This is a genomic window from Streptomyces sp. NPDC101776 (genome assembly GCF_044766845.1).
Taxonomy (GTDB): domain Bacteria; phylum Actinomycetota; class Actinomycetes; order Streptomycetales; family Streptomycetaceae; genus Streptomyces.
This window is the reverse complement of record NZ_JBIWMV010000001.1, coordinates 62018-75998: the sequence shown is the minus strand read 5'-3', so window position 1 is coordinate 75998 and position 13981 is coordinate 62018. Positions and strand designations below refer to the sequence as shown.

The 13981-nt window shown below is 71.9% G+C and carries 11 protein-coding genes and 2 pseudogenes; 8 read left to right on the top strand and 5 right to left on the bottom strand.

Annotated features, from left to right (window positions below; all coding sequences use genetic code 11):
* Positions 1–58 precede the first annotated feature (58 nt).
* Together ACIRRY_RS00320 and ACIRRY_RS00315 are read right to left on the bottom strand one after the other, a co-directional pair.
* Complete coding sequence (locus tag ACIRRY_RS00320; RefSeq protein ID WP_403965923.1) at positions 59–589, bottom strand: hypothetical protein; 531 nt, start codon at positions 587–589, stop codon at positions 59–61.
* Positions 590–598: 9 nt separating this feature from the next.
* The gene (locus ACIRRY_RS00315) at positions 599–1105 is read right to left on the bottom strand and encodes a SigE family RNA polymerase sigma factor (protein WP_403965919.1); all 507 of its coding nucleotides are present in this window, start codon (positions 1103–1105) and stop codon (positions 599–601) included.
* Between the two features lie 228 nt (positions 1106–1333).
* On the opposite strand from ACIRRY_RS00315, the gene ACIRRY_RS00310 reads away from it, so the two are divergent.
* Positions 1334–1864: a hypothetical protein gene (locus ACIRRY_RS00310; protein WP_403965916.1), complete on the top strand. Its 531-nt coding sequence runs from the start codon at positions 1334–1336 to the stop codon at positions 1862–1864.
* 24 nt (positions 1865–1888) lie between these two features.
* Here ACIRRY_RS00310 and ACIRRY_RS00305 read toward each other — a convergent pair.
* Positions 1889–2644: pseudogene (locus ACIRRY_RS00305) on the bottom strand (class II aldolase/adducin family protein); the annotation flags it as partial.
* Between the two features lie 55 nt (positions 2645–2699).
* Positions 2700–3382 (bottom strand): annotated as a pseudogene (locus ACIRRY_RS00300) (sodium:solute symporter); the annotation flags it as partial.
* Positions 3383–3447: 65 nt separating this feature from the next.
* Here ACIRRY_RS00300 and ACIRRY_RS00295 point away from each other — a divergent pair.
* On the top strand, positions 3448–4404 hold the full coding sequence (locus tag ACIRRY_RS00295) for a helix-turn-helix domain-containing protein (protein WP_403965913.1): 957 nt from the start codon (positions 3448–3450) through the stop codon (positions 4402–4404).
* Between the two features lie 3 nt (positions 4405–4407).
* Here the strand turns inward: ACIRRY_RS00295 and ACIRRY_RS00290 are convergent, their stop codons facing one another.
* Positions 4408–6015 (bottom strand): purple acid phosphatase family protein, encoded by a 1608-nt coding sequence (locus ACIRRY_RS00290; protein ID WP_403965910.1) that lies wholly within the window; start codon positions 6013–6015, stop codon positions 4408–4410.
* Between the two features lie 344 nt (positions 6016–6359).
* On the opposite strand from ACIRRY_RS00290, the gene ACIRRY_RS00285 reads away from it, so the two are divergent.
* From ACIRRY_RS00285 to meaB, 6 genes are all read left to right on the top strand, one after another.
* Positions 6360–6896 carry a universal stress protein gene (locus tag ACIRRY_RS00285; RefSeq protein ID WP_403965907.1) on the top strand — a complete coding sequence of 179 codons (537 nt, stop codon included), beginning with the start codon at positions 6360–6362 and terminating at the stop codon, positions 6894–6896.
* Between the two features lie 164 nt (positions 6897–7060).
* Positions 7061–7477, top strand: coding sequence for an SAV_915 family protein (locus ACIRRY_RS00280; protein WP_403965904.1), 417 nt, complete (start codon positions 7061–7063; stop codon positions 7475–7477).
* A 12-nt stretch (positions 7478–7489) separates the two neighbouring features.
* Positions 7490–8827, top strand: coding sequence for a diaminopimelate decarboxylase (lysA, locus tag ACIRRY_RS00275; RefSeq protein ID WP_403965901.1), 1338 nt, complete (start codon positions 7490–7492; stop codon positions 8825–8827).
* Between the two features lie 117 nt (positions 8828–8944).
* A complete protein-coding gene (locus tag ACIRRY_RS00270) occupies positions 8945–10750 on the top strand; it encodes a methylmalonyl-CoA mutase family protein (RefSeq protein WP_403965898.1) in 1806 nt (601 codons plus the stop codon).
* Positions 10750–12936, top strand: a complete 2187-nt coding sequence (gene scpA, locus ACIRRY_RS00265) for a methylmalonyl-CoA mutase (RefSeq protein WP_403965895.1) — start codon at positions 10750–10752, stop codon at positions 12934–12936. The genes ACIRRY_RS00270 and scpA overlap by 1 nt, the downstream gene beginning before the upstream one ends.
* The gene (meaB, locus tag ACIRRY_RS00260; protein WP_403965892.1) at positions 12933–13925 is read left to right on the top strand and encodes a methylmalonyl Co-A mutase-associated GTPase MeaB; all 993 of its coding nucleotides are present in this window, start codon (positions 12933–12935) and stop codon (positions 13923–13925) included. Before scpA ends, meaB begins: the two co-directional genes overlap by 4 nt.
* Positions 13926–13981: the final 56 nt, after the last annotated feature.

The window sequence follows — 13981 nt, the reverse complement described above, 5'->3', positions numbered from 1 at the left end:
CGCCTGGGGGCGCGTACCGCGGCCAGGGCTTACGGATGGGGGGTGGTGGCGGGGCGGGCTACCCGGAGCCCGCCGTGCCCACGGTCGCGGACGATTCCGTCGCCGGCGGTGACGTGGTCGGGCTGGTCGAGTTGTGCTGCTCCGTGGACCCGCCGGCCGTCCCCGTGCTGAAGGACGGCGACGGTGTGTCGGTGGCGGTCGTGGGCGGGGCCGAGGACGTGAAGGCCGAACTCCCGCTCGCGGTCGGCGTGTTGGAGTACCCGGTGGTGCCGGTGGGGGTCGGGCTGGTGGTCCCGGTCGGGGGCGCGTCCGGTGTGCGGGTCGGGGCGCCGGTCGGGAGCGTCGGGCTCGTGGCGGGTCGGGGCAGCGGCGCCTGCGGCCTGTTGTCCACCCGGTCGTGCGGCAGCAGGAAGAAGCCGAGGCCGATCCCGGCGACGGCCAGGGCCGAGCCGACCGCCTTCCGCGCCGTACGGACCCGGCGCCCGGCCCGCACCCCGGACCGGAGGCGGGTCCGGTGCCGCGGTTCGAAGGGGGTCGTCTCCTGGGTGTCGCGCATCATCCGCGCGAGCTCCTGCTCGAAGTGGTCCATCAACTCCCCCTATCCGACCGACTCGATGACATCGCCGAGGATCCGGCGCAGCCGCGCCACGCCCCGTGACGCGTGGGACCGGGCGGTGCCGACCGGACACCCCAGCACTTCGGCGACCTGCTTGTCGGGCAGGTCCTGGTAGTAGCGCAGCACCACGGCGGCCCGCTGCGCGGGCGGCAGTTGGGCCAGCGCCGCCTCCAGCCGTGAGCGCTCGGCCACGGCGGCGGACACGTCGTCCACCTGCGCGAGGTCGGGCAACTGCTCGACCGGCCGCTCACCCCACCAGCGCCGCCGCGCCGAACGGCCCGCCGCACGCGCCAGGATCTTGCGCACGTACGGCTCCGGTGCCTCCTCCGCGATCCTCGGCCAGGCGAACCAGAGCTTGACCAAGGCCTCCTGGAGCAGGTCCTCGGCGCGGTGCCGATCGCCTCCCGCGAGCAGACAGGCCAGATGGAACAACGTCGACCAGCGCGCTGCCACGAACCCGTCGAACCCGTCGGCCCGACTCTGTTCCATCCGTACCGTCCACCGTCCCCGTTCGGGCAAGCCCCTTACACAGAGAGAAAGGCCGTGGACCCCACCTCGCGCTGCACTTCGGTGCTGTGATCCGGGTTACACCCCGTTCCGGGGCCTGGGTGGTCAAGAGTGCGTCATGTGCGAGGCCCGGCTGAGAGGGGCGGGGCCGGCAGCCGTATGGGGAGGGCGAACAGGCAGTACGTACGACTTCCGACGAAGGGCATTCCCTTGATCCCGCGACGCATCGTCCTGAGCCTCGTCGCAGGCCTCGCCTCCACGCTGTTGCTGGGGGCGTGCGATTCCTCGGACAGCGCCGGTTCCGGCAGCGCGGGCACGGTGGCCGCGTCGGCTCCCACGAGCCCCGCGCCGGCCGCCTCGACGCCGGGTGCCACGGCCACGGCGTTCACCGTGTCGGCCAAGGCGGTCGAGGGGGTGGGCACCGTGGTCACCGACACCAACGGGATGACCCTCTACCGCTACGACAAGGACGAGTCGAACCCCTCCAAGTGGACGTGCTCCGGTACGTGCGTGAAGACGTGGATACCGGTGATCGTGCCGGAGTCCGTACAGACGGAGGGAGTGGGACGGAGCCTCCTCGGCACGGTCCACCGCGACGGCGAGCCGCAACTGACACTCGCCGGCTGGCCGTTGTACCGGTACGTCGGCGACACGGCCGCCGGCCAGGCGAACGGCCAGGGCAACGACGGCGCCTGGCACGCCGTGACACCGACCGGAGCGAAGGCCGCCGCGACGGGCTGACCCCTGGCTTCCTGAAGTCGCCCCTCAGTCCTTGCAGTCGGGGGCGACCCGCTCCACGAGCCGCAGCGGCGCCGACCACGCCAGGTCGTACGCCCTGTCGTCCTGGAGGTCCGAACTGCCGTCCTCGCCGGCGAGTTGGCGGGCGGACAGTTCGCACCCGTCGGGGGCGGGGACGACGAGCGGGGCGCCCGCCGCGGTGGCCGTGGTCTGGATCTCGCAGGCCTTGTCCAGGTAGTACATGCGCAGAGACGCCTGCGCGGGCGTCTCCCCCACGGTCAACAGGCCGTGGTTGCGCAGGATCATCGCGGGGTGGCCGCGCAAGTCGGCTACCAGGCGCCGCTGTTCGGCGAGGTTGAGGGCGACGCCTTCGTAGTCGTGGTAGCCGAGCCTGCCGTAGAACTCCATGGAGATCTGGTTGAGCGGGAGCAGGCCGTGTTCCTGGGCGGCGACCGCGCAGCCCGCCCTGGTGTGGGTGTGCAGGACGCAGTGGGCGTCGGGGCGGGCGGCGTGGATCGCGCTGTGGATGACGAAGCCGGCCGGGTTGACCGGGTGCGGGGAGTCCTCGACGGCGCGGCCGGACAGGTCGATCCTGACGAGGTTCGACGCGGTGATCTCCTCGAAGAGGAGGCCGTAGGGGTTGATCAGGAAGTGGTGTTCGGGACCCGGGAGGCGGGCCGAGATGTGGGTGAAGATCAGGTCGGTCATCCTGAAGTGCGCCACGAGCCGGTAGACGGCGGCGAGTTCGCGCCGCAGCCGGAGTTCTTCCGGGGACATGGGGGCCTTTCGACGGGATACTGCACGTGCGGGTGCGGGTGGGTGATTCCGGTACGGCGGGTCAGGCCACGCTCGACTCCGAGGCTGCGGTGGCCTGTTCGCCTGCCAGGCGGCTGTGCCAGGCCTGGACCACGGCCTCTTCGGTCGGCTTGGTGAGGAGGCTGACGGCCACGTAGGAGACCAGGCCGGCCAACAGGCCGTAGTAGACGGGCTCGTTGGCGAGGAGGCCGTCGGTCACCATGAGGACGATCACCGTGGTGCCGCCCGCGATCATCGAGGCCATGGCGCCGGGAAGGTTGCCGCGCTTCCAGACGAGGCCGCCGAGGATGGGGACCAACAGGCCGCCGACGAGCAGGTTGTAGGCGACGGTGAGGGCCTCGATGACATCGCCGAGGACACAGCGATACCCATGGCCGCCACTCCGAGGACGACGATGGCGAGCCGGTTGGAGGCGATCTCGTCGCCGTCCTGGACACCGGCGGCGGCCGAACGGCGGCGCAGCCGGGCCCAGATGTCGTTGTTGGCGACGGTCGCCGAGGCGATCAGGGCGCCGCTCGCGGTCGACATCCTCGCGGAGAGCGCGGCGGCCGGCACCAGACCGCGGACGCCGGTGGGCAGGGCGTGCCGGACGATCGTCGCGAACGCGTCGTCGGCGGCGGCGAGGTTCGGGTAGAGGGTCTTGGTGGCCATGCCGATGACGGCGCCGGCCAGGGCGTAGACCAGGCAGTAGACCCCGGCGACCGTACGACGCCCGGGGCAACGAGCTGTTCAGCGCCGGTCCCCGGCCCGCGGCGCCGACCCCGGGGCGGGTGCGTGACCTCGCCGTGCGCACCCTCGGCCGGGTCCGTACCGGTCGGTCCGCACCGGCCGCGGCGGCCGACCACGAGGGCGGCACCCATCTGACCGTGCACACCCTGCCCGGAGCGGACGGCACCGGGACGACGCTCGCCCTCGGCCAGGCCGCCGCCACCGCCCCGACCCTGGTGCACCGCCAGGTCACCGGCACGGCGGCCGTCCTGCTGGCCCTGCTCACCAGCCCCCGGCACGCCCTGGGCACCGACACGCACAGCGCGGGCGCACTGGTACGGCTGATGCTGGGCGCGGCCCCGGCCGAGGTGGCGCCGGCTCTCGCGCCCGCCGGGCACTGGGTGGTGGTCCATGGCCGGTACGGGCCGACACCGCCCCCGGGCGACGATCCGGCCCGACTCGCCACGCTGGGAACGGCGTTGGGCACGTCGTATCTCTACGTCGACGGCTCCGAGCTGAAGGCGCTGGTGCCCGGCACGCCGGACGTGCCACCCGAAGTGCCCGCGCGGGCGGCGGACTTGGGCTGGGCCCTCGGGTTCAGCACCCCCGTGCCGGCTTCCGACCTGGCGCACGCCGACGTCCAGGCCGGGCGGGCCCTGCGACGCGCGCTCGCGGCGCGGGTGCCCGCCGTCGTCCACACCAGGGACCCGCTCACCGTGCACGGGATCGTCCCGTCCGCCGACCCCCGTGACCTGGCCCGCACCCGGTTCGCCCCGATCGACCCGGCCGCTGCCCCGGGCACCCCGGTCCTCATCGGCACGCTGCGCACATGGCTTGCCCTGCACGGCAGTTGGGACCGCACGGCGGGGGCCCCGCACATCCACCGGAACACCGTGCGGCACCGGCCGGCACGGGTCGCCGAACTGCTCGACGTGGACTTGCAGGACCCCGGCGTGCGGATGGAACTCTGGTTCGCCCTGCACTGGTTGCCGGACGAGGACCAGGACAGCTTCGGTTAGTGCTCAGCGTTTGCCGTCGGAGCGCTTGCGGTGGAGCGTGAAGTTCTCGAACACCGACAGGTCGCCGTTCGGCTTGTTCACGTTGTAGTAGGTCACGTGCATACGGGTGATGTCACCGGCGTGCCGACCGGGGTCGACGGTGAACGCGGCGAAGCCGTAGGGGTGGTCGGTGTCCCGGACGCCGACCCAGACCGCCTCCTCCTTGGTGTAGGTGGAGGTGCGCTTGCCGTTGGAGCCGGGGGTCGCCGACACGGACGTGATCACCTTGCCGGTGCCGTCCTTGAAGAAGCTCTGGTTCGTGGTGCCCGAGACTCCGCCGCCGCCGAGAATCATGTGGACGGTGCCGAGGCCGGTGTCGATGTCGTCGGTGGCCGTGGAGACCGGGTTGGGGGTCAGCGTCTCGGTGCCGCTGACGACTCCGCGCACAGCCAGCGAGCGCTCGTAGTTGTGCTCGTGGCCGCAGAGCACCAGGTCGACGCCGTAGCGGTCGAAGAGGGGACCGTACTTCTGGCGCAGGCCCAGGTCGGCGCCGTTCGCGTCGGTGGAGCTGACCATGACCTGGTGCATGGCGACGACGATCCAGTCGGTGTCGCGCGAGGCCCGGGCCGCCTTCAACTCCTTTTCCAGGAAAGCGAGTTGGCGACCACCGGAGTAGCCGCTGATGTAGACGTCGCCGCCGTCCTGGAGACAGTTGTCGTCGTTCTGGAGGACGATCACCCGTACCGAGCCGGCCGTGAACGCGTAGTAGAGGCCCGCGAGTTCGGCGTCGGTCTCGGTGGACGGCAGATCGAAGTAGGTCTGGTAGGCGCCGAGTCCGATCGGACCGTTGGCCTTCTCGATCTCGTGGTTTCCGGCCGCCGGCATCCAGGGGCGGAAGCGGGCCGAACGGGTGTTGTTGGTGAAGAAGTTGTTCCAGGTGCGCACCCGGTCGACGTCCAGGTTGGCGTAGCAGAGGTCGCCGTTGAGGAGGTGGAAGAGCGGGGCGACCTGCTCGATGCCGGTGACGATGTCCTTCGTCGCGGGCGTGGAGTTCGCGTCGAGCCCGACCGTGCCGTTGGCCGCCCAGGTCACCTGCGGGGCGGACTGGTCGCCGAAGCTGGTGAAGGTGAGCGGCTTCCGGCCACGCGGGGCGGTGCGGAAGGTACCGCTGTCGGGCGTCGCGCCCTCGTGGGTGGCGAGGTACAGGTAGTCGGTGTCCGGGGAGAGCTTGTTCAGCGCGGCGTGGTGGACGTAGACGGTGCGGCTGGAGGTGCCGTCGACGTAGGTGACCGTGCGGGCCTTGGCGCTGGAGCCGAAGCCGTGCTCCAGCGTGCCGTAGCGCACGACCGGTTTCGACACCGGTCTGTCGGTGATCCACGAGACCGTCATCTGGGTGCGCGGGTCCGCCCCGAAGGTGAGGTGCAGGCCCTGGACCGGCGAGGCGCCGGAGGAGTCGGCGGTGAGGTGGAATGCCGGGGCGTCCAGCGGGGCGGCCTGTGCCGTGCCTGCTCCCAGCAAGGGGGTGACGGCGGCGCCGGCGCCGGCCGTACCGAGGAGACCCAGCGCGTGACGCCGGCTGACCCCCTTGGACGACTGCGCCGACTCGTCCGGTGTCTCTGTCTGTGCGGTCATGGTGCCCTCCCTGGCGAGCAGTTGAGCTGACAACGTCCGCACCCTGGCGCTTCCCGACGGCTCCTGAGTGAACAGTGCGTTGCCAGACGGTCGTTGCGACCGGCGGGGCGGGCGCCGGGGCCGATTCTTGCCCCGGGCTTTGCCGGGGGCCGCCCCTTCGTTGACACGGGCGGGCCGCCCGGCGGGAGTTGAGGAACCATTTCCGGCCACCGCGGACGCCGCGTCACGGACGCGTCAGGAATCGCCCCTCCGGCGTCAGGCACGCGCCAACACGGCGATACGTCCGCGCTCTCCGGCCTTTCGATGGGAGGCGGAAGTCCGTGTAGGGCGAGGAGTGAGCGGCGATGGACAGTGACGGCGGGCGGGCACGTGCCGTGGTCGGAGTGAGCGGTTCACCGGGCAGCGTGGCGGCGCTGCACCGGGCGGTGCGCGAGGCCCGTCGTACCGGCGCCGAGCTGCTGGCCGTCCTCGCCTGGGAGCCGCCCGGCGGTGAACTCGCCCATGGCCGGGCGTTGTTCACCCCTTCGGGGGCCGACTTCCGCCGCGCCGCCGCCGACCGGCTCCTCGCCGTTCTCGACGCGGCCTTCGGCGACACGGGCCCCGGGATCCCGTTCCAGGGTCTGGTCGTACGGGGTACGGCGGGCCGCGCCCTGGTGGAGACGGCCGATCGCCCGGACGATCTCCTGGTCGTCGGCGCGGGACCGCGCGGACCGCTCCGCGTCCTGTTCCCGTCCGTCACCCGCTACTGCGTCACCCACGCCGCCTGCCCGGTGCTGACGGTGCCGCCGTCGCCCCTGGAGGGTGAGCCGGCCTCCCTGCACCGCCGTATCTCGCTGCGGCCGGCGGTGGACGCGCGCGAGCTGACGGAGGGCGGGGCCTGACCTGCCGGCTCACCCCCGTCAGCAGGGCGTCATGGGTACGGCCCTCCCCGTCAAGCATCCATCAGCGAGCCGTCCGTACCCCCGCCCCGCGGGCATAGCTTCGAGGAAGCGCCAGGTCGGACCGACCGGGCCCCGCACATCGCCCACTACGAAGGAGCCGCACGATGTCTCCAGTCGACCGTCCCGAGGACCCCGAACCCTCCGAACCCGTCCCGGCCGGACTCCTGTACGTCCCCGTCCGGTCGGGACCCACGGGCTGCACGGCCCGCTTCTTCCGCGCCCCCCTCGGCGGCCGTACGGCGGTCGGATTCACCTCGGCGGCGAAGCTCACCGCCACCCTCGGCGCCGAACAGGCGAGCATCAAGCTCTCCGAACCCGCGCTGCGCGCCCTCGCCGCACCCCTCGGCGTCACCGACCTCACCGTCGACCCCTCGCTCTCCGCCCCGGCGGCCGACCGCAGCGCGGCCACCGCCCGCGAGCGCGAGAACTCGTGGCGCCGCCGGCACCCCCAGCACATCGGCGCCCTGCGCGTGACCGGCGCGGCCGCCGCCGTCGCCTGCCTGAACCTGCTGATCGGCTGAGGAGACCCACCCATGTCCATCCTGGACGCCCCCGTTGTCCAGGTCACCGACACCGGCGACCTGTCCGTCTGGCCCCGCTCCACCCGCCCCGCCCCCGCCGGAGACGTCACCGTCGGCGGTGTCTCCCTGACCGAGGCCGCCGACCGCTTCGGCACCCCCGTCTACGTCCTCGACGAGCGGGAGATCCGCGAGCGCTGCCGCTCGTACCGCACGGCGTTCCCGGACGCCGACGTCGTCTACGCGGCCAAGGCGTTCCTCTGCCGGGCGATGGCCCACTGGGTGCGGGAGGAGGGGCTCGGTCTCGACGTCTGCTCGGCCGGTGAACTCGCGCTCGCCCACGCCACCGGCTTCCCGCCGGAGCGGATCGTGCTGCACGGCAACGCCAAGAGCCCCGAGGACCTGAGCACCGCGCTGCGGCTCGGGGTCGGCCGGATCGTCGTGGACAGCACCTCGGAGATCGCCCGGCTGGCCGCGATCACACCCGCCGACAGCCGGCAGAAGGTGATGGTGCGGGTGGTGCCCGGTGTGGCGGCCGGCGCCCACGTCAAGGTGCGCACCGGCACCGACGACCAGAAGTTCGGGCTGTCCATCACCGACGGCTCCGCGCAGCACGCCGTGACCCGCATCCTCGACCAGCCGCACCTCGAACTCGTGGGCCTGCACTGCCACATCGGCTCGCAGATCGCCGGCACGAAGCCGTACGTCGCCGCAGTGCGCCGCATGGTCGGACTGTTGGCCCGCATCCGCGACCAACACGGCGTCACGCTCCCGCAGTTGGACATCGGCGGCGGCCACGCGATCGCCTACCGCCCGGGCGAGGAACACCTCGACGTCTCCGTGCTCGCGGGGCGGGTCCGCGCCGAGCTGGAGGACGGCTGCGCCCGCACCGGGCTGCCCGTGCCCCGGCTCACCCTCGAACCGGGCCGGGCGATCGTCGGTCCCGCCGGGGTCGCCGTCTACCGCGTCCTGGCCGTCAAGCGCACCGGTGACCGCACCTTCGTAGCGGTCGACGGCGGCATGAGCGACAACCCGAGGCCCGCGCTGTACGGCGTGCGCTACGCGCCCCGGCTGATCGGCCGCCCCGCCGGCGCACCGCCCCGCATGGTCACCGTCGTGGGCCGGCACTGCGAGGCGGGCGACGTCCTCGCCGACGAGGTGGCGCTGCCCGGCGACATACGCCCCGGCGACCTCCTCGCGGTACCGGCGGCCGGCGCGTACCACCTGTCCATGGCGTCCGGCTACAACCTCGTCGGCCGGCCGCCGGTCGTCGCGGTGGCCGACGGCATCGCGCGCGTCCTGGTCCGCCGCGAGTCGCTGGACGACATGAGCCGCAGGGACATCGGGCTGTGAACCACGAGCCGGAGGGCTGTAGCACCGGCCCGGAAAGTGGTCTAGACCGCAAAGGGAGGTCAAGGTCACAGCCGCGTCCTCTGCTGCTCACCTGCGCTTTTGCCCTAGCATCCGAGCATGACGGTCCTGCCTGACGACGGGCTCTCGCTGGCCGCCGAGTTCCCTGACGCGACCCATGAGCAGTGGCAACGCCTGGTGGAAGGCGTACTGCGCAAGTCGGGCAAGGAAGTCTCGGGTACGGCAGCGGAAGACGCCCTGTCCACCTCGTTGGAGGACGGGCTTCTCGCCCGTCCCTTGTACACCGCCGACGACTCCGCCCCCGAGCCCGGCCTCCCCGGTTTCGCCCCCTTCGTACGGGGTGGCCGCGCCGAGGGCAACACCCTCGGCGGCTGGGACGTACGCCAGCGGCACACGACGGCCGACAACTCCGCGGTCCTCGGCGACCTGGAGAACGGCGTCACCTCCCTGTGGCTGGCCGTCGGCGAGCGCGGCATCCCCGTCGCGTCGCTCGCCGGCACCCTCGACGGCGTCTTTCTCGACCTGGCGCCCGTCGTCCTCGACGCCGGGCCCGAAGTCGCTTCCGCAGCAACCGAGTTGCTACGGCTGCACGAGGAGCGGGGCATCGCGCCCGAGGCCGCCCGGGGCAACCTGGGCGCCGACCCGCTGGGTTACGCGGCCCGCACCGGGGAGGACGCCTTCGACTTCGCACCCGTCGCCGCACTCGCCCGGCGCTGCGCCGAGGAGTACCCGGGGCTGCGCGCGCTGACCGTGGACGCGCTGCCGTACCACGAGGCCGGCGGTTCGGCGGCGCAGGAACTGGGCGCCTCGCTGGCGACCGGTGTCGCCTATCTCCGCGAGCTGACCGAGGCCGGACTGAGCGTCGAACAGGCCGTCGGGCAACTGGAGTTCAGGTACGCGGCCACCGCCGACCAGTTCCTCACGATCGCCAAGCTGCGCGCGGCACGCAGGCTCTGGGCGCGGGTCGCCGAGGTGTGCGGGGCGCCGGGCGGGCAGGTGCAGCACGTGGTGACCTCGCCGGTGATGATGTCCCGCCGCGACCCGTGGGTGAACATGCTGCGCACGACGGTCGCGACGCTGGCCGCCGGGGTGGGCGGCGCCGAGTCCGTCACCGTGCTGCCCTTCGATCACGCGCTGGGCCTGCCGGACGCGTTCGCGCGCCGGATCGCCCGCAACACCTCGACGATCCTGGTCGAGGAGTCGCATCTGTCCCGGGTGATCGACCCGGCGGGCGGCTCCTGGTACGTGGAGCGCCTCACCGAGGAACTCGCCCACGCGGGGTGGGAGTTCTTCCAGCACATCGAGCAACAGGGCGGCCAGGCGGCCGTGTTGCGTTCCGGCAGCCTCCGCGACGATCTCGCCACCACCTGGGCGGCCCGCAGCGCGAAGCTCGCCAAGCGCCGCGAACCGATCACCGGCGTCAGCGAGTTCCCGAACCTCGCCGAACGCCTCCCGGAGCGCGTGCCCGCCCCCGAGCCCCTCTCCGGCGGACTGCCGCGCGTGCGCCGCGACGAGGCCTACGAGGCACTGCGCGCCCGCTCGGACGCCCACCTCGCGGCGACCGGCTCCCGCCCGCGCATCTTCCTGGCGGCGCTCGGCCCCGCCGCCGCGCACACCGCCCGCCTCACCTTCGCCTCGAACCTCTTCCAGGCGGGCGGCATCGAGCCCGTCACCGTGGGCGCCTTCGCGGACAGCGGGGCCACCGAGGCGTGCCTGTGCTCCAGCGACGCACTGTACGAGGAGCAAGCAGCCGCGATCTCCGGGGAGTTGAGGTCGGCCGGTGCCGGGCACGTGTTCCTCGCGGGCCGTCCCGGGCAGTACTCCGGTGTCGACGCCTATGTCTTCGCGGGCTGCGACGCCGTAGCCGTCCTGTCCGCCACCCTCGACCGCATGGGAGTGTCCTGATGGCAGCGAGCGGGCGCATCCCCGACTTCTCCGGGATCGAACTGGGGACCCCGGCCGCCGAAGCCGGCCCGGACGAGTGGCACGACACCGTCAAGAAGGCGGCGGGCGGCGACGACCTCCTCTGGGAGACCCCGGAGGGCATCGCGGTCAAACCCCTGTACACGGGGCAGGACTTGGAGGGCCTGGACTTCCTGGCCACCTACCCGGGCATCGCGCCGTATCTGCGCGGCCCGTACCCGACGATGTACGTCAACCAGCCCTGGACGATCCGTCAGTACGCGGGCTTCTCCACGGCCGAGGAGTCCAACGCCTTCTACCGGCGCAATCTGGCGGCCGGTCAGAAGGGCCTGTCGGTCGCCTTCGACCTGCCCACGCACCGGGGTTACGACAGCGACCACCCGCGCGTGACCGGTGACGTCGGCATGGCGGGCGTGGCGATCGACTCGATCTACGACATGCGCCAGCTCTTCGACGGCATCCCGCTCGACAAGATGACCGTGTCGATGACGATGAACGGCGCGGTGCTGCCGGTACTGGCGCTCTACATCGTCGCCGCCGAGGAACAGGGCGTACCGCCCGAGAAGTTGGCCGGGACCATCCAGAACGACATCCTCAAGGAGTTCATGGTCCGCAACACCTACATCTATCCGCCGAAGCCGTCGATGCGGATCATCTCCGACATCTTCGCCTTCACCTCGCAGCGGATGCCCCGCTACAACTCGATCTCCATCTCCGGCTACCACATCCAAGAGGCGGGCGCGACGGCCGACCTGGAGCTCGCGTACACCCTCGCGGACGGGGTCGAGTACATCCGGGCGGGCCGCGAGGCGGGGATGGACGTGGACGCGTTCGCGCCCCGGCTGTCCTTCTTCTGGGCGATCGGCATGAACTTCTTCATGGAGATCGCGAAGATGCGGGCGGCGCGCCTGCTGTGGGCGAAGCTGGTGAAACAGTTCGACCCGCAGAACGCCAAGTCCCTCTCCCTGCGCACCCATTCACAGACCTCGGGCTGGTCGCTGACCGCGCAGGACGTGTTCAACAACGTGACGCGTACGGCCGTGGAGGCCATGGCGGCGACGCAGGGCCACACCCAGTCGCTGCACACCAACGCCCTGGACGAGGCCCTCGCGCTGCCCACCGACTTCTCGGCGCGCATCGCCCGCAACACCCAGCTCCTCATCCAGCAGGAGTCCGGCACCACCCGGGTCATCGACCCGTGGGGCGGCAGCGCGTACGTCGAGAAGCTCACCTACGACCTCGCGCGCCGGGCCTGGCAGCACATCGAGGAGGTCGAGGCGGCGGGCGGCATGGCCAAGGCCATCGACGCGGGCATCCCCAAACTGCGCATCGAGGAGGCGGCGGCCCGCACCCAGGCCCGCATCGACTCCGGACGCCAGCCGGTCATCGGCGTCAACAAGTACCGCGTGGAGACCGACGAGCAGATCGACGTCCTCAAGGTCGACAACTCCTCCGTCCGCACCCAACAGATCGAGAAACTACGGCGGTTGCGCGCCGAGCGCGACGAACAGGCCACCCAGGACGCCCTGCACGCCCTGACCCGGGCCGCCGGGAGCACCGGCAACCTCCTGGAGCTGGCGGTCAACGCGGCCCGCGCGAAGGCGACGGTCGGCGAGATCTCCGACGCGCTGGAGAAGGTGTACGGGCGGCACGCGAGCCAGATCCGTACGATCTCCGGTGTGTACCGCACCGAAGCCGGCGAGTCCCCGTCCGTGGAACGCACCCGCACCCTGGTGAGCGCCTTCGAGGAGTCCGAGGGCCGTCGCCCCCGCATCCTGGTCGCCAAGATGGGCCAGGACGGCCACGACCGCGGCCAGAAGGTGATCGCCACCGCCTTCGCCGACCTCGGCTTCGACGTCGACGTCGGCCCCCTCTTCCAGACCCCCGGCGAGGTGGCCCGCCAGGCCGTAGAGGCGGACGTACACATCGTCGGAGTGTCGTCCCTCGCCGCCGGACACCTCACCCTCGTACCGGCGTTGAAGGAGTCCCTCGCCGAGGAGGGCCGCGAGGACATCATGATCGTGGTCGGCGGGGTGATCCCTCCCCAAGATGTCCCCACGCTCCTGGAGATGGGCGCGGCGGCCGTGTTCCCGCCCGGGACGGTGATCCCGGACGCGGCCTACGACCTGGTGCAGCGCCTGGCCGCCGACCTCGGGCACACCCTGTGATCGAGCTCGACACCTATGTGAAGGGCGTGCTCGACGGAAAACGGGCGCTGGTGGCCCGAGCCATCACCCTCGTCGAGTCTACCAAGCCCCAACACCGGGTCATGGCCCAGGAGTTGCTGACCGCACTGCTCCCGCACAGCGGCCGGGCCCGGCGCATCGGCATCAGCGGTGTCCCGGGCGTGGGCAAGTCGACGTTCATCGACGCGTTCGGCACGCTGCTGACCTCGCTCGACTTCCGGGTCGCGGTACTGGCCGTCGACCCGTCCTCGACCCGCACGGGCGGCTCGATCCTCGGCGACAAGACCCGCATGGAACGCCTGGCCGTGGACCCCGCGGCCTTCGTCCGCCCCTCCCCCACCGCCGGCACGCTGGGCGGCGTCGCGAAGGCGACCCGCGAGTCCATCGTGGTGATGGAGGCGGCGGGCTACGACGTCGTCCTCGTCGAGACGGTAGGCGTGGGCCAGTCCGAGACGGCGGTCGCCAACATGGTCGACTCCTTCCTCCTGTTGACTCTGGCCCGCACGGGCGACCAGCTACAGGGCATCAAGAAGGGCGTCCTGGAGTTGGCGGACGTCATCGCCGTCAACAAGGCGGACGGCCCCCACGAGCGCGACGCGAAGAGCGCGGCGCGTGAACTGGCGGGCGCGCTGAGGCTGATGCATCCCGTCGACGCGGCCTGGACGCCGCCGGTGCTGAGTTGCAGCGCACGAGAGGGAACAGGCCTGGACACGATCTGGGAACGCCTGGAACAACACCGGTCCCTGCTGGAGTCCACCGGCCGCCTGGCGGCAAAGCGCAGCGAGCAACAGGTGGACTGGACGTGGACGATGGTCCGCGAGGAGCTGTTGGGCAGGCTGCACTCGGATCCGGCGGTACGCGCGTTGGCTCCGGACCTCGAACGCCAGGTACGCGAGGGCGAGTCGACGGCAACTTTGGCGGCAGAGGAAATCCTGCGAGCCTTCGAATCCCGGGGACCCCAAGCTACCTAGGGGCGCGGGGCCATATCGATATGCGGCTCCGCCGCGGGGCGCGCCCAGCCCCCACC

Coding starts and splice junctions, on each gene's coding strand:
- lysA (WP_403965901.1), top strand. CDS start 7,490: ATGTCCATCCTGGACGCCCCCGTTGTCCAGGTCACCGACACCGGCGAC.
- scpA (WP_403965895.1), top strand. CDS start 10,750: ATGGCAGCGAGCGGGCGCATCCCCGACTTCTCCGGGATCGAACTGGGG.
- ACIRRY_RS00320 (WP_403965923.1), bottom strand. CDS start 589: ATGGACCACTTCGAGCAGGAGCTCGCGCGGATGATGCGCGACACCCAG.
- ACIRRY_RS00290 (WP_403965910.1), bottom strand. CDS start 6,015: ATGACCGCACAGACAGAGACACCGGACGAGTCGGCGCAGTCGTCCAAG.
- ACIRRY_RS00285 (WP_403965907.1), top strand. CDS start 6,360: ATGGACAGTGACGGCGGGCGGGCACGTGCCGTGGTCGGAGTGAGCGGT.
- ACIRRY_RS00315 (WP_403965919.1), bottom strand. CDS start 1,105: ATGGAACAGAGTCGGGCCGACGGGTTCGACGGGTTCGTGGCAGCGCGC.
- ACIRRY_RS00280 (WP_403965904.1), top strand. CDS start 7,061: ATGTCTCCAGTCGACCGTCCCGAGGACCCCGAACCCTCCGAACCCGTC.
- ACIRRY_RS00270 (WP_403965898.1), top strand. CDS start 8,945: ATGACGGTCCTGCCTGACGACGGGCTCTCGCTGGCCGCCGAGTTCCCT.